This is a genomic window from Hymenobacter coalescens (assembly GCF_054783195.1).
The window spans coordinates 1-22,535 of sequence record NZ_BAAGRA010000006.1; the positions used below are offsets into that span (position 1 = coordinate 1).

Here is a 22,535-nt window from a genome sequence, read left to right on the forward strand (position 1 = left end):
TGGGTGCTCTGGGCCAACATCGCTCTTTGTCTAAATCGTATTACCTAATCCCCAACACGCTCTTATACCTTCACCGTAAGCCTTAAGTGGGTGCTTTATTGCCGTCAGGTCTTTGGGGTAAGAGGAGAATAGACTCCAGAGAACAACTGAATCTGGAGGTGGGTCTGCGGCAGTGTAGTCATCCGTGATTGTATGAAAATGCCCGCGGCGCTGCTGAATTGGCAGCGCCGCGGGCAACACCAGGACAGCTACCGCTGCTTAAGGCTTCTTTTTCAGGGGCGCGTTTAGCAGCGGCTGCCGCCGGCCAAGGTACCAGACTACGCCCACGCGTCCTGCCCAGTAAAAATCGTTGTACTTACCCTGGACGACCTGATCCAGCTTATCGGAGAGGTAATAGTGGTTGTCGACGAGTAGCTGCACGCCCAGGCGGTCGGTGGGAAGGTATTCTACGCCGGCACCGGCCAGCACGTGCGGAAACACTTCTCCCCCACCCGCTACGCTGCGGCTGCGGCTGGTAATCCCGCCGCCCGCCAGTACGAAAGGCGTAAGCCGCTCCTGCGGAAACAGCCGCAGGTGCATAGCTGCTTCCGCGTAGTTAAACGTCTCACGGTAAAAATCGCCGGCGGCCAGGGTACTGCGGCCCAGGTTCACGGCGCCGGCCAGGCGGCCGTTGCCCCCGTAGCGCAGCGTCAGTTCGGCGCCGGGCTGCAGCTGCGGGTTACGAAAGTCGCCGCCGTAACGCAGGGCCGCCGCGCTCAGGCCCAGGCCAAAGTTGCTGCGTCGTTCACGCAGGGAGCGTCCTAGTACGTCAGTCGTGGCGTTTTCGTCTTTCTCCGCTAGGTACTGCACCACCGCCCGGCCTTTGCGGTCGGCAGGGTTGCGCGGTACCCACAGGCCGTCCATCATGCCTTCGATGATGAGGGCCTGCACCGATTTTTCGATGGCCTCCTTCACCGCCATTTCGGTGGGTTCATTGTAAGTAAACCCCGTCTCCGTTTCGAGCAGGCGCTTGAAGCTCACGAAGCGGAACAGGCTGGCATCTACCTGCTGCGACAGAATGGTTTTGGTGGTGTACACCGTCTTCAGGATCTGCCCGTTGCTGGTGCTGATGGCCCGCAGGTACACCGTTACCCGGTCTTGGCGGTACTGCCCAGAAGCACCCGCGCCGAAGTACCGCAACCCGGCCCCGCCGGTGAGCATGTTGGCATCGTAGGAAATGATGCCGCCTTCCAGAATCACGCCCGCAAACAGCAGCGGCGGCAGCGGCGGCTCTTTCTGGCCGCTGGCCTCGGAAAATTCGGCCCGGCTGCTGCGGATGATTTTCCGCTCGTTGAGCAGGTTGCCCAAGTTTTCACGCTCAATCGGCTCAAACCAGCGCGAGTCCTCCAAGGCCCGCAGCAGGATGCTGGTGGCGCCCTGGGTAATGGCCGTGGAGAAGCTAGAGCCGTTGGCCGTGGGCTTGTACTGCCCGGTCTGATCCCGAAACTTATACACGGCCACCACCACCGGCTCCTGGGGGGCGGGCAGGCTGCGCAGCGTTTCGCTGGCCCTTACTTCGGCCCCCAGGCGTGCACGCTCGGTGGTGAACGGTTGGTGAAAATACGGCGCACAGCCAGCCGCTGCGCCCAGCAGCAGCCAAGCCGCGGCGCGGGCAATGCAAACGATGATACGCATGGTGGAGAAACGCAAAACCCGACTGAGGAGCCGTGGCGGGCTCCTCAGTCGGGCACGAGGTTAGAAGAAGGGAATGACGATGGTCGTTTGATTGCCGGTGCCCGAGTCGGTGATTTGTACCGAAATGCCCGTGCCGGTAGGCGTCACGTTGAGCTGGTAGGCGCCGATGTTGTAAGTGCCTTCCTTGATGCCGCCTTCGCCGAACTGCGTACTGATGAGCTGCCGCGACAGCTGCCCGAGAATCTGCTGATTCAAGCTTTGCTCAAATTCCTTCAGCGGGTCGCGCTCGAAGCCCGTTTTGGCACCTTCGTCCTCGATGGTGTTCTGGGCCTGCGCCGAGCTCAGCAGCCAGGAATAGTTGAAGGTGTTGCCGCCTCCAAAAGATGGATTTTTGGGTTCGTACACAAGGTCCTGGGCTTTGCCCTGGTGCCGGGCGCCCAGCAGCAACAGGCCCAGCAGCAAGGCCACCCGAATGAGTAGACTGGATTTCATAATGCGTGGAGAAAAAAGGTGGAGAAGGCATCAAAACAGGCCGGTGCCGGACTGGTCCGCGCCGTCGAGCTGGTTTTTCACGGTCTGCGAGCGAATCAGGAAATCCTGCGCAACGGCTACCGCTTCCTGAGCAGCGGCTTCTACCACGTCGAACTTGGGCTGCAGAGGCATTTCCAGCAGTTCCGTATCGTTGACCTCCAGCGCCACCAGCGTGGCCGTACCGCGGGCGGGCCGCTCGCGCAGCACCACCGTGAAGTCAGAAGTGCCCGGCGGAGCTTCCCAGTGAGTGTAGAAGACGTCGTAGAAGTCGTGGCCCACTTTGGTAATGGTCTGGTCCACAATCAGGCCTTCGATTTCGGTCGGCCGCAGCTTGCGCGTTTGCACTGAATCGGGCCGCAAAACCCGCCGCAGAACTTCCTCCAGCTGCTTCGCCGACACGCGCTGCTCTTTGGGAGGGGCCGTTTCATACGACCGGGCCGGTGCAGGCTGAGAAGCCGCGGAGCCAGGTTTGCCAGGCGTTTGCGCCGCCGTATCGAGGTGCAGCAGGAGCAGCAGGAAACACCCGAGCGCAATCATCCAGGGCCGCCACCACAATACCGGTGGTGGCGGGGGAACAGGTTTGGCTGTCCGTCGCATAATGGTGGAAAAAAGGCGCGCGGAGGCTGTGGCGTTGGCTTGAACCGCACGCGTGGAAAGATTGATTCGCAGGGAGCAGCCGCCTAGTTGCCCGGAGCCCCTGTATCAACCAAATGTAATTATATGAAAGTATTATCCAATGAAAATGGAATAAAATATCACACTTCTTTTTAATTATATTGCTTATCCAATAATATTGACCGATGCAGAGTCTCTCACCACTCAGCTTAGCTGTTCAATCAAAACTTTAAGCGGAGCAATAGGCCGTTTCATAATGTCTCTACCAAGCATACCGGACCAAGACGGCCCCAAATCAACCTCTGCCCCTCCTCAGGCCATCTGCCTAGTAGCTATGCGGCCTGCAGCACCGCCCCTACCGGAGCCGGTCCAAGTCCGGCCCCGCACACCACCTAAAGCTTCACGGCACCGGACAGTCCAGCAGCTGAGGCGCTACTCCCAGAGTGGATAATGCTCGAGGTCGACCTCCTGGCCAAAAAAGAGCCGGGTGCTTTCTTCAAACGAGGGCGTAAAATCCGAGACGTAAAAGTGGTGCTGGGGCGCACGCTCCGCAACCGGGGCGGCCAGGCCGTGGGCGGCCAGCTGTTCCCGCAGCGCTTCGGCCACGATGTGCGACGGGTCGAGCACGTCAACCTGCCCCCTGTAATAATCCGCAATCTGCTCCCGGATCAGCGGATAATGGGTGCAGGCCAGTACCAACGCGTCGATGCCGGCCAATGCCGGGTCAGAGAGGTAGGTGTTGATGACGCTCTGGCTCACCTCACCGCGGACGAAGCCTTCTTCTACCATGGGTGCCAGCAAGGGCGTGGCCAGCGCGTGCAGGTTGATGCCGCGGTCCAGCGCGTCGAGCTTCTTGCGGTACACGTTGGAGCCTACTGTCTGCTTGGTGCCAATCAGGCCAACCTCGCGGCCGGCATAATGCTCGCCGACGTGCCGCACAATGGGGTCGATGACGTTGAGCACCCGCGCCTTGGACCCTACGTATTCGCGCACCAGCTCGTAGGCGGCGGCCGAAGCCGAATTGCAGGCAATGAGGATGACCTTGCAGTGCTGGCGCAACAACAGGTCGCAGATTTTCACGGAGTAAGCCTGAATAGCCGCCGTGCTCTTGTCGCCGTAAGGCAGGTGAGCCGTGTCGCCGAAGTACACCAGTCGCTCCTGGGGCAGCAGGTGGTTCACGGCACGGGCCACGGTGAGGCCACCAATACCGCTGTCGAATACGCCGATGGGGCGCGCGTCGGCGGAGGGAACGGGTGCGGATACGGACATGGGGCCGAAGGTACGGCAAGTGGCGAATACCGAATTCGAGCGGGTGGCCGGCCGCGTGCGGTGACGCTGCTCCCATTGCTGAAGCTACTACCCCGCGCCGGTGCCTGCCGGCCAAAAACGAGTGGGTCTGGCGGGCTCATCAATCCCCGCGCTACCGGATTTCGTCTTGATTTAGTAAGTTGCTAAGCCAACCACTTCCGCTGTCTATGCACCGAAGCGTCATTCTGGAAGAAATAGACCAGGCGCTGGCCCATTACGATTCCACCCACGGCCGGCCGGTCGCCATTGAGCTGGGCGAGCGGAAATACACCCAGCTCATCCTCGACGTAGCGGGCCTACACGCCGACGGCGGCGACCTGACCACCAACACCGGCCGGCCGCTGGCCTACCGCGGTCTGGAAATTCTGCGCGACGACGTGCACCGCGACCGGGTGCGGGTGATTTGAGTTCCTGCCTTTACAGGCTTGCCCTGCGGAGACTAAATAACGCTTTAAGTCTGGCCATTCGCTTAAAGTTTGTGAGTGCATAGTAGGGCGAAGGAAAGCCGCCTCGTGTCAGGGTAAACAGGTTGGCAAATAAACCATCCGGTATTATCAAAATGTACAGGCGGTTGCTCCTGGTGTCCGCGGAAATCCATAGCTCGTGCGTTTCCTGGTGCAGGGTCCAATGTGGAATTGCTCCCTGCGCCACAGTAGTAGCGCACGTTTGGTCATGGAATTACCTAGGCGCGTAAGCCGGTGCATTACACGTAAAGTTGCGGCCGCACCAAACCCCAAAGGCTCCCAGTGCTACCACCGTTGCCAGGAGGTTCAGTTTTAGATGCCCCATTGGGATGCGTAGCAGGATTAGGGCTGCCCCCGCAGAAGCAGGATTAGCACAACTGGATACCATAAGTATTCCAGTACCAACCCCAATGACCACCGGCGGAGCAGGGAACCTGGCTTAATGCTTTTGCCGAAATCTATTCGCATTAAGAACGCGGTGGTTCAGAGCCTACGGCTGCTAGTTACGTCAGCCGCTGTATTCTAGCTTTAGGCTGCCGTACCTTTGCAGCTATGAATCTGCTTTCTGGCGAAAATCTCTCTAAAAATTACGCGGACCGCTGGCTGTTCCGCGACCTGGCCTTTGGGCTACAACAAGGGCAGCTCGTGGCGCTGGTTGGTATCAACGGGGCCGGCAAAACTACCCTGCTGCGCATCCTGGCCGGCCTAGAGCAGCCTGATACGGGCCTGGTGAGCGTACGCAAGGGCATTCGGGTGGCTTTCCTGGGCCAGCAGCCGCAGTTCGACGAGGAGCTGACGGTGGAGCAAACCATCTTTGCCTCGCAAAACGACACCCTGGCCGCCATCCGCGACTACGAGCACGTGGTGAACGACCCCGACCACAAGTCCGCGGACTTGCAGCGGGTCATGGAGCAGATGGACGCGCTCAACGCCTGGGACTACGAGGCGCAGGTCAAGCAGATTCTGGGCCGCTTGGGCATTCTGGGGCCGCTGCTGGAGCGGCAGGTGCGGCACCTGTCGGGCGGGCAGCGCAAGCGCGTGGCCCTGGCGCGGGTGCTCATCGAGGAGCCCGAGGTGCTGATTCTGGACGAGCCCACCAACCACTTGGACCTGGACACCATTGAGTGGCTGGAAAACCGGCTGGCCTCCCCCACCCTCACGCTGCTGATGGTTACCCACGACCGGTACTTCCTCGACAAGGTGGCCAACGAAATCGTGGAACTGGACCAGGGCCGCGTGCACCGCTACCAGGGCAACTACTCCTACTTCGTGGAGAAAAAGGCCGAGCGGGAGCAGATGGAAGTGGCCGAAGTGGAAAAAGCCCGCAACCTGCTGCGCAAGGAGCTGGAGTGGATGCGCCGCCAGCCCCAAGCCCGCGGTACCAAGCAGAAGGCCCGCATCGACGCCTTCTACGAAACGCAGGAAAAGGCCAAAACCAAGATTGGTGGCCCGCAGCTGGAGCTATCGGTGAAAACCACCCGGCAGGGCGGCAAAATCATCGAGGTAGAGCACCTGCACAAGCAGTTCGGCGACAAGGTGGTGCTCGACGACTTCAGCTACGTGTTCAAGAAAAAGGACCGCATTGGCCTGATCGGGCCGAACGGGGCCGGCAAGTCCACCTTGCTGAACATGCTCACCGGCAAGCTGCAGCCCGACTCCGGCACCGTGGACGCGGGCCAGACCACCGTGTTCGGCTACTACACGCAGTCGGAGCTGGAGTTCGACGAGTCGCAGCGCGTCATCGACATTGTGAAGGAAGTGGCCGAAGTGGTGGAAATGGCCAACGGCGACGTGGTCACGGCCTCGCAGTTTCTGCAGCACTTCCAGTTTCCGCCGGCCCAGCAGTACACGCTGGTAAGCAAGCTCAGCGGGGGCGAAAAGCGCCGCCTGCAGCTGCTGCGCGTGCTCATCAAGAATCCGAACTTCCTGATCCTCGACGAGCCCACAAATGACCTGGACATCATCACGCTCAACATTCTGGAGGACTTCCTGCTGAATTTCTCCGGCTGCCTGCTCATCGTGTCGCACGACCGGTACTTCATGGATGCGCTGGTAGAGCACGTGTTCGTGCTGGAGCCGGGCGGACAGATCCGGCAGTTCCCCGGCAACTACACCGACTACCGCGAGTGGCAGAAGGAGCACGAATCGGAGGAGTACGCCCGCGAGCAGGCGCGCACGGCCAAAGCCGCGGCCGGCGTGGCCCCTTCGGCCGAAACCAAAGCCGCTCCGGCGGCCCCGGCCGCACCGAAGCGCAAACTCAGCTTCGCGGAGAAAAAGGAGTACGAAACGCTGGAAAAGGACATTGAGCGCCTCGAAGCCCAGAAGCAGCAGTTCATCGAAAAGCTGAATTCGGGCAACGGCTCGCACAAGGAGCTGGCCGATTGGGCCGCCGACCTCAAGCGCACCGACGCCGAGCTGGACAGCAAGAGCGAGCGGTGGCTGGAGCTGGCCGAGTTCATCTAATCTCCACGGCGACTTCGCCAGCGACATTTATGCAGCCCTCGGGCCTCGGTTAGCGTCCGCGCAGGCGAGGTTCGAGGGCTTTTTGCGGGGCAGCGGTGCCGTGACGGCGTGCGGAGCCGTATGGACCCGACCAGAGCTTCGGCAAGCGCAACAACTTGGCCGCAGAACGCTTTTACAGCGTGGAAATGAATCGGCGCATTTTCAGTTACGGAAGCCAGGAGCTCATGCAGCTCCTTTGCTTGGCCCGCGTCCATGGCTGAAGTTCGTGATTCCCTTACCTTTCGCTTGCCGCCTGCGGCATTTCCCAACCCCCTCTTCTTTTCCAAACCCCATGAAAAACACCCGCATCTTCCGTCTATTTCTCGCCCTGCTCGTCGGGGTGCTCTGGTCGGTAGCCAGCCAGGCCCAGGACGCCGCCAAGCCCAGCCCGGCCGCCACTGCCACCGGCAAGGCCGGCAAAGCCAACGTCACCGTGAAGTACAGCAGCCCCGCCGTGAAGGGCCGCAAGATCTGGGGCGAGCTGGTGCCCTACGGCCAAGTGTGGCGCGCCGGCGCCAACGAAGCCACCACGGTTACCTTCGACCAACCGGTGACAGTAGAGGGCAAGGCCCTGCCCGCCGGCACGTACGCGTTCTTCGTCATTCCCACGGAGCAGCAGTGGACGGTGGTATTCAACAAAACGCCCAACCAGTGGGGCGCTTACAAGTACGACGAGAAGCAGGACGCGCTGCGCGTAACGGCTACGCCGCGCAAAGCATCCTCGATGAACGAGCGGCTGACCTACGCCGTGACCAGCCCCGGCCTGGTGCTGCGCTGGGAAAACATGGAACTGCCCGTTGCCATTAAGTAAGGTTCTTGCCCGTATAAAAAAGGCCCGCTGGAATCATCCGGCGGGCCTTTTTTGTAGCGCAACAGCTGCAGTCAGCGGTGCCTAGGAGCCCTGCTTGACAGCTGCGACTTCCGTGCCGGCCGGTCCGGGCATTAGCGCGCAGGGCCGACGGTTTTGGTGGGCGCAGCGGTAGCGGTGGGCAGTTGGCGGCCATCCATGCGGAAGCGCTGCTGGGTAAACTCAGCGGCCAGCTCGCGGCCGGCCACGGGCGTTACCAGCCGCAGCCGCGTAGCTGAATCGGTGTAGCGGCGGAAGCGCACGCGGCCGCGCAGGGCATAGCCCGGATCGAGGGTGGTTTTGCGCAGCAGCTGCTCCTCCAGGGCCTGCGCCTGCTGGCGGGCCGAAACCGCCTGCACGGCGTGGGCAGTTCGCTCCTGCTCGTAGCGGGCCATTTCGGCCTTGTAGTTGGCTTCGCGGGCGTTGCGCTGCTCCTCGGTTTCCTTGCGCTTCTTGCTGCTGAGGTCATCCACCAGGTTGGAAAGCGACGACAGCACTTCCGTGGCCGGCAGGGCCGTGGATTTCTGCTCGTGGTACTGCACCTGCTGCTGCAGGCTCTGGATGTTCTGCTCGGGGTTTTCGGCCTGCACGCGCAAGGGCCCGGCTGCTACGGCTGCCCCGGGCTGCCCGCCGTAGGCATCGAGGTAAAAGGCTTCCGGCGCAACCAGCACCGGCCGGGAGCTGCGGTTGCGGACCGTCACGTCGAACTCCAGCCAGGGCCCGGACGTCGATACCACGCCCAGGCGCACGTCCAGGCTATCGGCCTGGCTGGACACGACTTCCAGCCCATCCTGCCAGCGCCCTTCGCCGCCGGCGGGCTTCACCAGCACGTAGTACGAGGTGGAACAGGCGCCGAGCAGCACCGCGCAGGCACTGGCGCTCAGCAGGCGGGCAACGGAACGAAGGGTAGAAAGCGGCATACGTGACGAAGCTAGGTGGACACGTAAGAAACGATGATTCTTGCCCGGAAACAAGTGCCAGCCAGCCCAGCCAGCTTCTTCTTTCTGCCCGGCGCCTGCCCCCGTCCGGCGGGCTTAGGGCGTGGGCTGCAACGCCGGCGGCAGCGCGAAAGTCCCGTCGGCAGCGGGGGTGAGCGGAAAGGTGCGCGGAATGGCCCGCAGCGGAATCGGCCCGAATACGTGGGCGAAGAACTGCTGCCGGCTGGCGGCCCACTCGCGCTTGACGGGCACCGCGGCGGCTTGCAGCGCCGGCTCGTCGAGCTCCAGCAGCAGCACGTCACGGCGGCCGAGGTAGTAGCGGTTGGCGGTTTCCACCAGTTGGTGCAGCTCGGAAGTATGAATGAAGCCTTCGGCTTGCAGGTCGGCACTGGCAAAAAAGCCGGTTTGTTGGGCCCGTTGCCAGTCGGCTTGCTCAGCTACGCGGTAAAGCATGGGAATAAATGGTTAAATGGCTGCATGGCCAAATGGGTGGTGGTTCTAACACGTCAGAACGACCAACCATTTGGCCATGCAGCCATTTGGCAATTCTCAACGACTTACGCCTTCCAGAGCTCGTGCTGCTGGCCTTTGCTGGTGTTCAGCACGAAGCGGACGGGGTTGGGCAGCAGCACCAGGCGCACTTTGCCCGGGTACTTCTCCGAATCCACCCACACGCCGTCTTCGGCTGTGGGCTGGGGGTTGGCGGGCAGGTAGGCCGTCGGCAGCAGCACGTCGGTATCGGAGCCCAAGTCGCCGTGTACCTTTTCCAGAGCAGCTTCCAGAAACTCGCCGTACTCCTCGTTGAAGTCGTCTTCGAGGTCGTGCAGCTCTTCTTCCACGTCGTCGTAGCGCGCATCACTGTAGGCGAGCTGGTGCAGTTCGTGTTTCTTGGTGAGGAGGGCCGTCAGGGCCTTGTTCAGGGCGTTGGTATCCATAGGAGTCAGTAAGGCGGCCGGGTTGGGGAAGGTGCGGCGTCCGGAGCAAATTTGGGAAAGAATCAAGAAAATGCCCACGGCGGGCACGAATTAGCCTGAAAGAGTATTTTTACGGCATCTTTCCCCGACAGGCCATTCTTCCACCCAAAACCCACCCACTGCGCATGGAAACCCTTACCCCGGCCGCTGCCGCTGCCTCGCAAACCGCCGATTTTCTGCCCCTGAACGGCACCGACCACCTCGAGTTTTACGTCGGCAACGCCAAGCAGTCGGCCTACTTCTACCAGGCCGCGTTCGGCTTTGAGCTGGTGGCCTACGCCGGTCCCGAAACCGGCGTGCGCGACCGGGCCAGCTACGTGCTGCAGCAAAACAAGATCCGCCTGGTGCTGACCACGTCGCTGCTGCCCGACTCGGAAATCACCCAGCACGTGGCCAAGCACGGCGACGGCGTGAAGGTGATGGCGCTGTGGGTGGACGACGCCCGCAAGAGCTTCGAGGAAACCACCAAGCGCGGCGCCAAGCCTGCCTTTGAGCCCTACACGATTTCGGACGCGCACGGCGAGGTAACCCTGGCCGGCATCTACACCTACGGCGAAACCATCCACACCTTCGTGGAGCGCTCCAAGTACTCGGGGCCCTTCCTGCCGGGCTTCGTGGCCAAGAGCAGCAACGTGCCGCAGGGCAACCCCGTGGGCCTGCACTACGTGGACCACTGCGTGGGCAACGTGGGCTGGGGCCAGATGAACCAGTGGGTAAAGTTCTACGAGGACGTGATGGGCTTTAAGCTGCTCATCACCTTCGACGACGACGACATTTCGACCGAGTACTCGGCCCTGATGTCGAAGGTGGTGTCGAACGGCAACGGCTTCGTGAAGTTTCCCATCAACGAGCCGGCCGAGGGCAAGAAAAAGTCGCAGATCGAGGAGTACCTCGACTTCTACCACGACGCGGGCGTGCAGCACATTGCCATCATCACCCACGACATCCGCTCGACGGTAGCCGAGCTGCGCCGCCGCGGCGTGGAGTTCCTCACCGTGCCCGCTACCTACTACGACGACTTGCTGGAACGCGTGGGCCGCATCGACGAGGAGCTGGAGAGCATCAAGGAGCTGAACCTGCTGGTGGACCGCGACGAGGAGGGCTACCTGCTGCAGATCTTCACCAAGCCGGTGGAGGACCGTCCCACGGTGTTCTTCGAAATCATTCAGCGCAAAGGTGCCAAGAGCTTCGGCAAGGGCAACTTCAAGGCCCTGTTCGAAGCCATCGAGCGGGAGCAGGCCCTGCGCGGCAACCTATAAGCCGCCTTCCGCTGCCCCGAACGGCAGCACCGTTTTCTCGCAACGCCCCGGCCGCCTGGCCGGGGCGTTTTCCGTTTGGGGCCCGGGGTAAGCCTCACACGATCATGTTATTGCTGCGGCGGTATTCGGGGCATTGCTTTGTAAGCTGGCTCCGGCATGCCCGCCGGGTCGTCAACGGGCCCTCAGGGAGCCGCCGGGCCAGCCATTCTTGCCCGATTGGATTCACCCTTATACCCCAGCCCGACATGACCCCATTTCTGCGCAAAGCCGGCCTGCTCGCCCTGTTGGGAACCGGCATCAGTTTCAGTAGCTACGCCCAGCGCGGCGGTAATTTCCTCGGCTTTACCACTGCCGAGAACGACCAGGTTTCGGTTAATCTGGCTGCCCCGACCGGGGCGTTTACGCTCGAAGCTTGGGTGTACTTCAACGGCACCGCGTTTGGCAACGCCGGCTCCTACAGCACCGTGCTGGAATTCGGCAACGACGCCGACTGGTTTGGCGTCAACAGCCTCGGCCAGCTGGAAGTGTACGGCGTACTCGAAGGCGGCACCGTACCGGTGCGCACCTGGACGCACGTGGCCTACACCTGGGACGGCACCACCAGCCGCCTTTACGTCAACGGCACGCAGGTGGCTTCGGCGGTGGATGCGCCCCGGCAGTCCGGCACCAGCCTGGGCATCGGCTACAACTCCGGCGACTCGGGCTGGCAGGGCTACATCGATGAGGTAGCCGTGTGGGCCACCGCCCGCGACGCAGCCGGCATTCAGGCCGACATGAACAACGGCCCCAATCCCGTGGCTTCGGGCCTGCGGGCGTACTACAAGTTTGAAAGCGTAACGAACCAGCAGGTGGCCAATTCGGTAGCGGGCGGGCCGGCCGGCGTGCTCGGCTCCACCCCGGCGGCGGAGACCAACGACCCGATCCTGACCAATCAGCTGGTCAACAGCAACCGCCAGGAACGCGCCGCCGCAGTGGCCCAGCTGCAGCCCAACTTCCCCAACCCCTTTGTCGACCACACGACCATTCCCTTCGTGCTGCTGCGCCCCGGTCACGTGCGTCTGAGCGTGCTGGATCTGACGGGCCGCGAAGTAGCCACGCTGCTCGACGAAACCCGGCCGGCCGGCTCCTACGCGGCGCCTTTCCGGGCCGTCCAACTCGCGGCCGGTGTGTACCTCTCGCAGCTCACCATCGACGGGCAGCGCGTGACGCGCCGCATGGTCGTGCAATAGCCCCCGCCAGCCTTCGCACAACAAAGCGCCCCGGCCACTTTAGCCGGGGCGCTTTGTTGTATCAGCCCAGAAGCTCGACACAGCAAGGCCTATTTCGAGCCGACGAGCACACCGCTGACGAAGTAGTTGCCGGTTTCGGTGCGCAGGTTATACACGATCGGGGCAGTGCCGGCGGCCTGCCGGTCGCCCAGGTGGGTGGTTTCCACCGTGGCTTCGGGCTGCAGCTGCAGCACGTCGTCGGAGGGACGCAGCTCGTCGGCCCGCAGCTGCTGGCCGTCGGTGGTTACGATGGGGTGGTTGGGCGTGAGCACCAGCTCGGAAGCCGCGCGGCGCGGCCGGGCCGGCGCGGCGTCGAGGCCGGCGTACACTTCCGGCGTACCGATGGTGAGCTGCACGAGCGGGTAGGCTTTTTCGTCGTGGATATCGAGGCGCACCACGCGGGTGGGCACCACCAGCCCGCGCGCGGCATCGTAGCCTAGCACCAGGTCGCCGGGACGCACTTGGCTGATGTGCACCTGCCGGCCGCCGGGCAGCGTCACGCGGGCGAAGGCGGGAAAGCACACAGCTTGCTCGCACTGGAAGGGCTGGTCGTAGAGTTTCTTCAGCTCGGTGTATTCCTGGTTCAGGTCGTAGATGGCGCTGGCCGCGCTGGCCAGCTGCTGCACCTGCCCAATCATCATCTGCTGCCCGTTGGCCAGCGCGGGCAGGAAATTTTTCTCTTCGGGCCGCTGGATGTCGTCGCCGTAATGGATTTTGGCCAGCTCCTTCTGGAAGGGCGTCACGCGGGCTATGGCCTGGGCTTTCTGAGCCGTCAGCGTGGCGTTGAGCTGGGGCAGGTACTTGCTCATCACGTCCAGGCGGCGCTTCAGGTACTGGCGGTCCAGGTCGTACTGCTGCTGCTGGCCGCGGCAGTCGCCCTCGCGGGCTTCAGGGCCGCGTTTGGCACGGTGCTCCGTGATGACGGCCTCCAGATCTTGCTGCATTTGCTGCTGCTGGCGCGCGAAAGCCGTGCTGCCCATCTCTGCCATCACCGTCTCCGCCAACTTTGAGCTGGCGTCCACCGCGGGCCCGGCCACCAGCGGGGCCAGCTTGGCCGGGGGCTGATTGCCGCCGATGGCCTTCATCTTGGCCTCGTTCAGGCCGTGCTTGCGCATGAGCTGGGCCATGTAGGCGTCCTGCTCCGCTTCCGACTTCTTTTCCCAGGCGGTGCGGAAGGCCGGGCTTTTCATCTGCTGCATGAAGTCGGCCTGCGCGGCCTGAAAGCTCGGGTCCGTGACCATGCGCTGCTGCGCCGAGCCGGCCGGGGCCATCTGCGCCTGCATGAGCTGCGCTTTCTCGGCGTCGCTCATCTTGGCCAGCTTGGCCTGGAAGGCGGGGTCCTGCATCTGCTGGGCCAGCTGCATGGCCTGCGGGTTGTAGCCGGGCATGCTGGCGCCGTGCTGCTGCATGTAAGCCATCTTTTGCTGGTCCGTCATCTTGTCGACGCCGGCGGCCGTGGCCTGTTTGCCGAAAGCTTCGTGGGCCTGCTGCTCGCGGGTTTGCTCAGCGGTACGGCCCGAGGCAATGCCTACGAGCAGCTGTTCCAGCTGCTTGTTCAGCTCGGCGAAGCCCGCCGGGCGCTTGAGGGTGCTGCTGAAGGCCGTGGGCGTGGCGGGCACTTTGTCGAAGTACGGGAGCACGTCGACCTTCACGGGCTTCTGCGCAAACGCCACCGCGAAGGGCAGCACCACGAGCAGGGCCACCAGCAGGAACATCAGCAGGCTGGTCAGGCGGTGAATTGTTTTCATAGCGGGGTAAGCGGAAAAAAGGGAACGGAACGGTGGCGGAGGTGCCTTAGCAGCTGCTTGTTAGGCCCCAACCGGGCCCGGCGCCACGCAGCCGCTAAGACGGCTGCAAGTGCGGAAAAATCCGGGCGCGGTTCAATCGCATGATAATGTGAGCCTTATCCTATTTCAGCTACACCGTGTCCAAACTTCCGTTTTCTTTGGCGTAGAAATACTCCACTCGACATTTCCTCCTGTATGGCTCTGAGCGCTGACGTTCAACAGAAAATCAATACCTGGCTTACCGGCAACTACGATGACGAAACCAAAGCGGAAATCGTCCGGCTGCAGGCCGACGGCGACGAAGAAAGCCTGAACGATGCCTTCTACCGCGACCTGGAATTTGGCACCGGCGGGCTGCGCGGCGTAATGGGCGTCGGCTCGAACCGCATGAACCGCTACACCCTGGGCATGGCCACCCAGGGCCTGTGCAACTACCTGCTGCAGAGCTTCCCCGGCCAGGAAATCAAGGTAGCCGTGGCCCACGATTCGCGCCTGAACTCGCGCGCCTTCGCCCAGACGGCCGCCGGTATCTTCTCGGCCAACGGCATCACCGTGTACCTGTTTGAGGACCTGCGCCCCACGCCCGAGCTGTCGTATACTATCCGCCACCTGGGCTGCCAGAGCGGGGTGGTCATCACCGCCTCGCACAACCCCAAGGAGTACAACGGCTACAAGGTGTACTGGAACGACGGCGCCCAGGTGGTGGCCCCGCACGACAAGAACATCATCCGCGAAGTCAACGCCATCCAGAGCGTGGACGCGGTGAAGTTTGCGGCCGACGAGTCCCGAATCAATATCATCGGCGCCGAGGTGGACGAGGCGTACCTGAGCCAGGTAGCCCAGCTCAGCATCAACCCCGCCGCCATTCAGCGCCAGCACGACCTCAAAATCGTGTACACGCCCATCCACGGCACGGGTATCACCACGGTGCCGCCCGCGCTGAAGCGCTTCGGCTTCACCAACATCCACATCGTGGAGGAGCAGGCCACGCCCGACGGCAACTTCCCCACCGTGAAGTCGCCGAACCCGGAGGAGAAAGTAGCTATGCAGATGGCCCTAGACAAGGCCAAGCAGCTCGACGCGGACATCGTCATTGCCACCGACCCGGACTCCGACCGCGTGGGCATCGGCGTGAAAAACACCCAGGGCGAGTGGGTGCTGGTCAACGGCAACCAGACGGCGGCGCTGCTGACGCACTACCTCGTCTCGGCCCGCCAGCAGGCCGGCAAGCTCAACCCCGAGAAGGACTACATCGTCTACACCATCGTGACCAGCGACGTGCTCGGCGACGTGGCCCGGCGCTACGGCATCCGCTCGTTCCAGACGCTGACGGGCTTCAAGTACATTGCCGGCGTCATCCGCGAGTTTGAGGCCCAGAACGACGGGCACTACTACATCGGCGGCGGCGAGGAAAGCTACGGCTACATGATCGGCGACTTCGTGCGCGACAAGGACGCCGTATCGGCCTGCTGCCTGATTGCCGAAATGGCCGCCGTGGCCAAGGACCAGGGCCGTACACTCTACGAGGAAATGGTGCAGATGTACCGCACCTACGGCCTCTACAAGGAAGACCTCATCTCGCTGACCAAAAAGGGCCAGCGCGGCGCCGAGGAAATCCAGGAAATGATGGCCGAGCTGCGCCAGAACCCGCCCGCCTCGCTCGGCGGCTCGCCCGTGGTGCAGCTGCTCGACTATCAGCAGCAAGTGGCCCGCGACCTGCGCACCGGCGAGCAGACCCCGCTGACGCTAGAGCGCTCCAACGTGCTGCAGTTCCTGACGGAGGACGGCTCCAAGGTATCGGCCCGCCCCTCAGGCACCGAGCCGAAGATCAAGTTCTACTTCAGCCTAAAAAACCCGGCCTTCGGCGCTAACGAGTCGTTCGAGGACGCGCAAGCCCAGCTGGATGGCCGCATCAAGCAGATCATTCAGGAGATGCAGCTGCAGTAAACTGGTTTATAATGCCATCCTGACAGGCTTATTTGGGATGGTAATAGCCTAATTTACTTCTCCATTGAAAGGCCGGGTTTCGCAGCCCGGCCTTCATATTTAGTACCCACTGCAGTTAAGCACGGCCGTTGACCTCCTGATGGAAATTACCACTTCTTCCCGACCAACCCCGTTGACCTGGGCGCAGACAGCAGTTTTTGTAGGCTTAGGCATATACCTCAGGCAACCCGTCCTGAGTGGCATTTGCCTGGTACTGGCCTTAATGCCCTTCGTGCTTTCCAAAGGGATTGAAGTAGATTTGCCCAACTTCCGGCTGCGACATTTCACCAAAATCGGCGGCTGGCGCATCGGCGGCTGGGAGGAGTTGCCGCCCGTCAGCCGGGTAGTGGTCAAATACTTTTCGCAGCTAGGCACCTCCGGCCGGCCCGGCCGCATGCGCACCGATCAAGAAGCCTTTTGGGTGGTAATGCTCTCCGTAACAGGTTCTGCCGAAGGCATTGTGGTGGAGCGCCTGGCCCTGCCTGCCAAAGCCGACGCGCTGCAACTGGCCGAAACCCTAGCCAAGCCCTTCGGAGTCCCGGTGGTATTCATACATCCCCAGGAAGCCCCGCAAGGTGTGATGGTCTGAACAGGCTCTGCCAGGCAGCCCCCTACAGCCGCACCCCAATGCCCGGCCCGAACATCAGAAACGCTTTTTTCTTGGTCAGCAGGTAGCCGCCGCCCAGGTACAGCGGGAAGGTGAGCTTGGCGTCGCGGCGGGTGGGGTACACCGAGCCCAGGATGACCACGCCCAGGTCGCGGTTGGTGTTGGCGTTGTTCAGGTTGAAGGCGTTCAGCGCCACGAAGCCGGCCCCGACCTTGTAGGGCCGCAGGCGGTTGATTTTTTCGGGGTGGTAGAAGCTGAACTGCGCCAGCGTGGCCAGCGAGATGCCGCCGAAATCGGTGTAGCTCGATTCGCCGGCGCGCTTGGTGAGCAGGCCGCCGGGGAAGCTCACGTCGATGTCGAACTTAAAGGTACGCTTGAGCACCAGCTCCACCACCTGCGTGGAGCCCGGCTCCTGGTACTGGCTGGCCTGGTGCTTCACCGTCACGATGATGCGGCTCCAGTCGTCCAGGTCGTAGGTTTTGCGGCCGAGCAGGCTGTTCAGGCTCAGCGGGTCGGTGCGGCACTGCTTGTCCTGGTAAAAGGCGGCGCGGGGCGAGTTGTCGCCGGGGCACACCACCACGTTTTCCACGTTGCGGATTTCCACCAGCTCACCCTTGCTGTTGAGCGTGCGAATCTCGAAGTTCAGAATCTGCTTGCCGTACAGCGCCTTGTCCGAGTCGATGGCGTTGGTGTTGAAGCTGAACACCACGTCGCGAATGGTGCGCGGGTAGAGCACCGGCCCGTTCAGCCGCGTTATCGGCCGCGCCGACTCGCCGTAGGCCACCGACACGAAGTCGAGCGGGTGCGGGCGCTGGAACTCGCGCACGTTCAGGCTGAAGCCCGTGGGCTGCCCGGCGTTCAGGATGGCGCTTTTGCGCTTGTCGAAGGTGATGGGCACCTGCACGCGCAGCACCACCCGCGCGTCGGAGCGCACGGAGGAGTCGGACGGAATGACGGGCAAATCCTCAAAGTGGAAACGGGCCTTCTGCAGCCCCTCCCCTTCCAGGCGCACGTCCACGGTTTCGCCGGGGCTCACGTTGAGCGAGGACGTCCAGTCGCCGCCGCGGTGGAGCACCTGCACGCTGGTGATGGTGGTTTTGGGCGTGATATCCAGGTTGGTGACGTACAGCGCCTGGTCGTTCTGCTTCAGGTAGAGGTAGCCTTCGGTCTGGCGGTGCGTGTTGTAGGGGCGCAGGTAGCAGAGCACCCGGTCGTTGGAGAGGTACTGGCGCGTAAACAGCTCGGCGATGAGCGCTCCGCCGGGCTCTTCCTGATCTTCGAGGCGATAGGTGCGGCGCAGATCAAAGGAGCGGCCGTTGTCGAGGATCAGCTCCACCCCGCGGCGCCGGGCCACGTCATCGAGCGTGACGGTGCGCTTGTCGGGCGACAGAAAGCGCAGCCGCGAGGCTTTCACGGTAAACTCCTGCTTGAGGGCGGGCAACTGGTAGTTTAGGCGGCCGCCGCTGTGCAGCGTGGGCCGCTCGCTCTGCAGCTTCACCGTGAGCGTACGGCGCCCTAGCTGCTTGGGCAGCACGTGCAGGCGCAGGCTCCCGTTGGCCTCGCGCAGCACGCGGTAGTCGAAGTCGTCGGTGCGCACCCACTCGCCGGTGGCGCGCACGTTGCGCGGGTTGGAGCTGTTCAGCTCCAGCACCTTCTCCTCGCCCACGTACAGCTCGTCGTCGGAGGCGCGCAGGCCCACGGAGGTGTAGGCCACGGGCAGCAGCGGCACCACGTCGCGCAGGGTTTCGTCGGCGGTAGCGCCGGGCTGCTCCACCACTAAGCGGATAAATTGGCTGCTGGTCAGGTCCTGAAACTTGATGCGGGTGCGCCAGGCACCGTCCGGCTCGCGCGTAAGCGAGTCGAGCTGCTGAAAATCAGCGGCCTTGCGCAGGCGCAGCGGCTTGTCGCCGGCGATGCGCTCGGGGTACAGGCGCAGCTCTACGGTTTCGTCGTCGCGCCGAAACCAGAAGAACAGGGTCGGCTCGCCCTGCACGATAACCGTGTGCCGGCTGAGTTGGTAGGTGGCCGTGTCGGTGCGCAACGCTACGTCGCGCAGCAAGGGGGCCTGGGCCCGTGAAACGGCAGCAGAAAGCAGCAGAACGCACAACGCGCCCAGCATTCGGTAAGCAACAGAAAATCCCACAGTGCAAAAATAGCCGACGGACGGGGACAGATTTGCCGGCGTGGTTGGTTTTTGTGGGCAACGCCTGAGCGGCGGCCCGCCGTGGTGGCGCCGCCACGACGGGCCGCCCCTCACCTGCTCAGTCATGACGAGTAGCTGGGCCGCCCTGCTACTGCCTTTCCTTTCGCACCGTCAGGATGAACAGCACCAACAGCCAGAAGCCGGTGATGCCCAGCCCCCACCACGTAATGGCGGGTAGGCCGCGGTAGTAGGGCATCTGCGCGGCCGGGTAGCTGCCCAGCAGGCTCAGGCCCGAAAACAGCAAAAACGCCACCGCCAGCAGCGTGATGATGCCGCGCGATACCAGCCGCTCGGCCGTGTTGAGCAGCGGCAGGTAACCGCTGAGCTGGGCCTGCACGCGCAGGTCGCCCTTGGATAGCTTGCGCACGATCTGGCGCATATCCGTGGGCAGCGTGTACATCAGGGCCAGCAGCTGCTGCCCCGTGTACTGCAGCTCGGTGGTCACGTTCGAAACGGAGTACTGCTCCAGCACCAGCCGACGGCCGTAAGGGCGCACGAACTCGAAGGTGTTGAAAGCCGGGTGCAGCACCTTACCGATGCCCTCCAGAATCACCAGGGCCCGCAGTATCAGGAACACCGAGCCGGGCACCTGCAGCTTGTAGCGGTAGATGACATTCTGCAGGCGCTCGGCCAGGGCGCTCATGCTCATTTCCTTCACGTCGAGGCCCGCAAAGTCGTCGATGAGTTGCTGCAGGTCGGCCTCGAAGCTGCGCATGTCGCGGATGTCTGCCGTGAGGGCCAACCGGCGGAAGTTCAGGGCCATGCCGCGCGCGTCCTGCTGGCCCATGCTGATGAACACGCCCGCAAAGGCGTATTTCTGCTGCTTGGTTAGCCGTCCCACCATGCCGAAGTCAATGAGCACGATGGTACCGTCGGGGCGCACGAGCACGTTGCCGGGGTGCGGGTCGGCGTGGAAGACCCCGAACTCGAAGATCTGCGTCAGGTAAATGTCCATGCCCGTTTCGGCCACCGTGGCCGGGTCCAGGCGCCAGCGCAGCAGCTGCTCCTTGTCGGTAATCTTGCACCCGCTGATGTACTCGATGACCAGCACCCGCGCCGTGCTCAGCTCGCGGTAGGGCTTGGGCACGTAAAACGTCTGGTAGTCAGCGTAGAGCTTGCGAAATTGCTCCATGGCCCGCCCCTCGGAGGTGTAGTCCAGCTCCTGCATCATGCTCCGCTCGAAGGCTTCCACGATGTCCTGCGGGTTGCTCAGCCCCTGCTTGCGCAGGTAGCCGCCGGTCAGGCGCACCAGCTCGCGCAGCAGGCTCAGATCGGTGGTGATTTTGTCGCGGGCGTCGGGGCGCTGCACCTTCACCACCACTTCGGTGCCGTCGAGCAACCGGGCCTTGTGCACCTGCCCGATGGAGGCCGACCCGAGCGGCACGTCCTCAAAATCCGTGAACACCTCTCCCAGCGGGCGGCCGAGTTCGGCCTCAATGATGCGCTTGGCCTCCGCCGTGGCAAAAGGCGGCACCGAGCTCTGCAGCTTGGCAAACTCGTCGACCAGCTCCTGCGGCAGCAGGTCGGCGCGGTTGCTGAGCACCTGGGCCAGCTTCACGAACGTCGGCCCGAGCTCCTCGATGACCATGCGCACCCGCTCCCAGCGCGACATCTCAAACACGGGCTTGCCCTCCCCGTGCTGCCAGGTGCGGCGGCGCTGGCGCGGCACCAGCCGCCGCAGCGCCGTGCTCGTCACCGCGTCCTCAAAGCCGTAGCGCAGCAGCACCTCCGCCACTTGGCGGATGCGCCCCAGGTTGGTCATCGTGTTTTTGAACATTGCCGCCAAAGTCGGAAAAAATCAGGCGTGAAGGTCGGGCTTCGCGCGTGCCCACCCGGATTCGGTGCAATAGAAAACCCCGCTGACAACCTGCCAGCGGGGTTCCTGCCCAAGGCAGCTGCCCTGTTAGGCGTTGCTGCCACCCTCCGAGCCGCTGGCCGCAGTGCCCGAGGATTTCTTGGCCGTAGTGGCGCCCTTGCTGCCCGCGGCCGATTTCTTGGCGGCCGTGGAAGCCGCGCCGGCTGCCTTGGTAGCCGTTTTGGCTGCGCCCGAAGCGTTGGAAGCCGCCGTCGTGCTGGCTTTCTTGCTCCCGCTGGCCGAAGCTGCGCCCGAGGCCTTGCTGCTGCCCGAGCCCTTCACGGTACGCTTAAGCTCTTCCACATCGGCGCTGGATGCCACGCCCATGCCCTTCATCACGCGCTTGGCGATGCTGTTGATCTGCGTTTCGAACTCCTTGCGCTTGGTGTCGGTGTTTTTCTGCAGGGCCTGCATGATCTTCTCGCCCTCCGTCTGGGAGAGTTTGTTTTCCTGCACCAGCTGATTGATGGTGTCCTGCACCCGGTCGTTGGTGCGCGAAACGAACCCAACACCGGCGTAAATGAACTTTTTGAACAGATCTTCCATGGCGGGAGAAAGTTGAGAGTGGTGAAAACCGACGCGGCGGGCTTGCAGGCCCAAAGTAGTATGCATGCCGACTACCTGACGCAAACCTACGAAAAGCTAAATATTTCCGAGAGGCTTGACTGCCAATTTTTTGCTGAAAAAAATCATAGCCGGCTGTTTCAGGTTCAAAAGCTTCTAGGCAGCGGGCCGCAGGTGCCGGCGCGCGGGTTTGGGCGCGCGCAGCACCCGGGCCTGCAATGCCGCGGCCGCGAGCTGCGCATCGGCCTGGGCCTGCCAGATGCCCCGCACAAACTCGGCGGCGCGCTGCAGGGCGGTGCGGGCTTCGGGCACGGTCCGCCAGAATAGGTGCCACCAGTGCACCAGCCCGGCAAAGCTTTGGAGCGTGACGGGTACGCCCGCCGCCCGGGCGCGGGCGGCTAGCGCCAGCGTGTCGGGGTACAGCAGCTCGCCATCCGATACCTGCAACAAAAGCGGCGGTAAGCCGTGTAGGGCGGCGTGCAGCGGCGAGAGCAGCGGGTGCGTGAGCGGCGTGGTGCCGGCGTACTGCTGCCCCCAGGCCCGAATTTCCAGGGCCTCGACCAACTTCAGCTCGTCGTGGGGACGCGCAGCGGCCGGTAGGGCCAGGTCGGTCCAGGGCGAGAGGCCCAGGGCCGCGGCGGGCAGCGGTTGGCCGGCGTCGCGCAGGTACAGCAGCAGGGCCAGGGCCAGGCCGCCCCCGGCCGAGTCGCCGGCCACCACGATGTCCTCGGGCCGGTAGCCCTGGGTGAGCAGCCACTGCCAGGCCGTTACGGCATCTTCCAGCGCCGCCGGAAACGGATGCTCCGGTGCTTTGCGGTAGTCGGCCGAGAGGGCGCGCAGGCCGCAGCGCTGGGCCAGCGCCCCGATAAAGCCGCGGTGCGTGTTCAATGACCCCATCACGTAGGCCCCGCCGTGCAGGTACAGCAGCACCCGCTGCGCATCGGCGCCCTCGGGCTCTATCCACTCCGCCACCAGGCCTTCTTCGGCCGGCACGCGCCGAAAATGCACGTTCCAGGGCATAAACTGCAGCAGCGTGCCCAGCTCCAGCCCCAGCCGCATGCGGTGGATGGACGGCCGGCGGCGGGCAATGGGTCCGGCGGCGGCCGCGAGCAGGCGCTTCACGATTTGGTGCTGAAAAGAAGGCATGGGTGGG

At 63.2% G+C, this 22,535-nt stretch carries 19 protein-coding genes and 1 pseudogene; 8 read left to right on the top strand and 12 right to left on the bottom strand.

The window, feature by feature from the left end; translation table 11 throughout:
• Nucleotides 1–258: 258 nt before the first annotated feature.
• The 4 genes from ACYVKQ_RS05170 to murI all read right to left on the bottom strand — a co-directional run bounded on the left by ACYVKQ_RS05170 (nucleotide 259) and on the right by murI (nucleotide 4,089).
• Nucleotides 259–1,674, bottom strand: coding sequence for a CsgG/HfaB family protein (locus tag ACYVKQ_RS05170; protein ID WP_460576325.1), 1,416 nt, complete (start codon nucleotides 1,672–1,674; stop codon nucleotides 259–261).
• Nucleotides 1,675–1,734: 60 nt separating this feature from the next.
• Entirely contained in the window at nucleotides 1,735–2,166 is a 432-nt protein-coding gene (locus ACYVKQ_RS05175; RefSeq protein WP_460576327.1) for a curli production assembly/transport component CsgF, read from the bottom strand.
• A 30-nt stretch (nucleotides 2,167–2,196) separates the two neighbouring features.
• Entirely contained in the window at nucleotides 2,197–2,550 is a 354-nt protein-coding gene (locus ACYVKQ_RS05180) for a CsgE family curli-type amyloid fiber assembly protein (RefSeq protein WP_460576329.1), read from the bottom strand.
• A 702-nt stretch (nucleotides 2,551–3,252) separates the two neighbouring features.
• Entirely contained in the window at nucleotides 3,253–4,089 is an 837-nt protein-coding gene (gene murI, locus ACYVKQ_RS05185; RefSeq protein ID WP_460576331.1) for a glutamate racemase, read from the bottom strand.
• 206 nt (nucleotides 4,090–4,295) lie between these two features.
• Between murI and ACYVKQ_RS05190 the strand changes: the two genes are divergently transcribed.
• From ACYVKQ_RS05190 to ACYVKQ_RS05205, 4 genes and pseudogenes are all read left to right on the top strand, one after another.
• Nucleotides 4,296–4,535 carry a hypothetical protein gene (locus tag ACYVKQ_RS05190; RefSeq protein WP_460576335.1) on the top strand — a complete coding sequence of 80 codons (240 nt, stop codon included), beginning with the start codon at nucleotides 4,296–4,298 and terminating at the stop codon, nucleotides 4,533–4,535.
• Between the two features lie 609 nt (nucleotides 4,536–5,144).
• Nucleotides 5,145–5,681 (top strand): annotated as a pseudogene (locus ACYVKQ_RS05195) (ATP-binding cassette domain-containing protein); the annotation flags it as partial.
• Between the two features lie 78 nt (nucleotides 5,682–5,759).
• Nucleotides 5,760–7,055 (top strand): ABC-F family ATP-binding cassette domain-containing protein, encoded by a 1,296-nt coding sequence (locus ACYVKQ_RS05200; protein WP_460576488.1) that lies wholly within the window; start codon nucleotides 5,760–5,762, stop codon nucleotides 7,053–7,055.
• Between the two features lie 331 nt (nucleotides 7,056–7,386).
• Nucleotides 7,387–7,905, top strand: coding sequence for a DUF2911 domain-containing protein (locus ACYVKQ_RS05205; RefSeq protein ID WP_460576337.1), 519 nt, complete (start codon nucleotides 7,387–7,389; stop codon nucleotides 7,903–7,905).
• A 131-nt stretch (nucleotides 7,906–8,036) separates the two neighbouring features.
• Here the strand turns inward: ACYVKQ_RS05205 and ACYVKQ_RS05210 are convergent, their stop codons facing one another.
• From ACYVKQ_RS05210 to ACYVKQ_RS05220, 3 genes are all read right to left on the bottom strand, one after another.
• Nucleotides 8,037–8,861, bottom strand: a complete 825-nt coding sequence (locus tag ACYVKQ_RS05210; RefSeq protein WP_460576339.1) for a hypothetical protein — start codon at nucleotides 8,859–8,861, stop codon at nucleotides 8,037–8,039.
• Between the two features lie 114 nt (nucleotides 8,862–8,975).
• A complete protein-coding gene (locus tag ACYVKQ_RS05215; RefSeq protein WP_460576341.1) occupies nucleotides 8,976–9,332 on the bottom strand; it encodes a DUF952 domain-containing protein in 357 nt (118 codons plus the stop codon).
• Between the two features lie 104 nt (nucleotides 9,333–9,436).
• Nucleotides 9,437–9,814 carry a hypothetical protein gene (locus ACYVKQ_RS05220; protein WP_460576345.1) on the bottom strand — a complete coding sequence of 126 codons (378 nt, stop codon included), beginning with the start codon at nucleotides 9,812–9,814 and terminating at the stop codon, nucleotides 9,437–9,439.
• A 164-nt stretch (nucleotides 9,815–9,978) separates the two neighbouring features.
• On the opposite strand from ACYVKQ_RS05220, the gene hppD reads away from it, so the two are divergent.
• Together hppD and ACYVKQ_RS05230 are read left to right on the top strand one after the other, a co-directional pair.
• Nucleotides 9,979–11,112: a 4-hydroxyphenylpyruvate dioxygenase family protein gene (gene hppD, locus ACYVKQ_RS05225; protein ID WP_460576347.1), complete on the top strand. Its 1,134-nt coding sequence runs from the start codon at nucleotides 9,979–9,981 to the stop codon at nucleotides 11,110–11,112.
• 245 nt (nucleotides 11,113–11,357) lie between these two features.
• Nucleotides 11,358–12,341, top strand: coding sequence for a LamG-like jellyroll fold domain-containing protein (locus ACYVKQ_RS05230; RefSeq protein ID WP_460576349.1), 984 nt, complete (start codon nucleotides 11,358–11,360; stop codon nucleotides 12,339–12,341).
• 89 nt (nucleotides 12,342–12,430) lie between these two features.
• Here the strand turns inward: ACYVKQ_RS05230 and ACYVKQ_RS05235 are convergent, their stop codons facing one another.
• Complete coding sequence (locus tag ACYVKQ_RS05235; RefSeq protein WP_460576351.1) at nucleotides 12,431–14,128, bottom strand: Hint domain-containing protein; 1,698 nt, start codon at nucleotides 14,126–14,128, stop codon at nucleotides 12,431–12,433.
• Between the two features lie 234 nt (nucleotides 14,129–14,362).
• On the opposite strand from ACYVKQ_RS05235, the gene ACYVKQ_RS05240 reads away from it, so the two are divergent.
• Together ACYVKQ_RS05240 and ACYVKQ_RS05245 are read left to right on the top strand one after the other, a co-directional pair.
• Nucleotides 14,363–16,114 carry a phospho-sugar mutase gene (locus ACYVKQ_RS05240; RefSeq protein ID WP_460576353.1) on the top strand — a complete coding sequence of 584 codons (1,752 nt, stop codon included), beginning with the start codon at nucleotides 14,363–14,365 and terminating at the stop codon, nucleotides 16,112–16,114.
• Between the two features lie 262 nt (nucleotides 16,115–16,376).
• Nucleotides 16,377–16,742: a hypothetical protein gene (locus ACYVKQ_RS05245; RefSeq protein ID WP_460576355.1), complete on the top strand. Its 366-nt coding sequence runs from the start codon at nucleotides 16,377–16,379 to the stop codon at nucleotides 16,740–16,742.
• 22 nt (nucleotides 16,743–16,764) lie between these two features.
• Here ACYVKQ_RS05245 and ACYVKQ_RS05250 read toward each other — a convergent pair whose 3' ends face one another.
• The 4 genes from ACYVKQ_RS05250 to ACYVKQ_RS05265 form a co-directional block, all read right to left on the bottom strand.
• Nucleotides 16,765–18,819 carry a hypothetical protein gene (locus ACYVKQ_RS05250; RefSeq protein ID WP_460576357.1) on the bottom strand — a complete coding sequence of 685 codons (2,055 nt, stop codon included), beginning with the start codon at nucleotides 18,817–18,819 and terminating at the stop codon, nucleotides 16,765–16,767.
• A gap of 232 nt (nucleotides 18,820–19,051) precedes the next feature.
• Nucleotides 19,052–20,740, bottom strand: coding sequence for an ABC1 kinase family protein (locus tag ACYVKQ_RS05255; protein ID WP_460576359.1), 1,689 nt, complete (start codon nucleotides 20,738–20,740; stop codon nucleotides 19,052–19,054).
• A 126-nt stretch (nucleotides 20,741–20,866) separates the two neighbouring features.
• Nucleotides 20,867–21,364 (bottom strand): phasin family protein, encoded by a 498-nt coding sequence (locus tag ACYVKQ_RS05260; RefSeq protein ID WP_460576361.1) that lies wholly within the window; start codon nucleotides 21,362–21,364, stop codon nucleotides 20,867–20,869.
• A 174-nt stretch (nucleotides 21,365–21,538) separates the two neighbouring features.
• Nucleotides 21,539–22,528: an alpha/beta hydrolase gene (locus tag ACYVKQ_RS05265; protein ID WP_460576363.1), complete on the bottom strand. Its 990-nt coding sequence runs from the start codon at nucleotides 22,526–22,528 to the stop codon at nucleotides 21,539–21,541.
• Nucleotides 22,529–22,535: the final 7 nt, after the last annotated feature.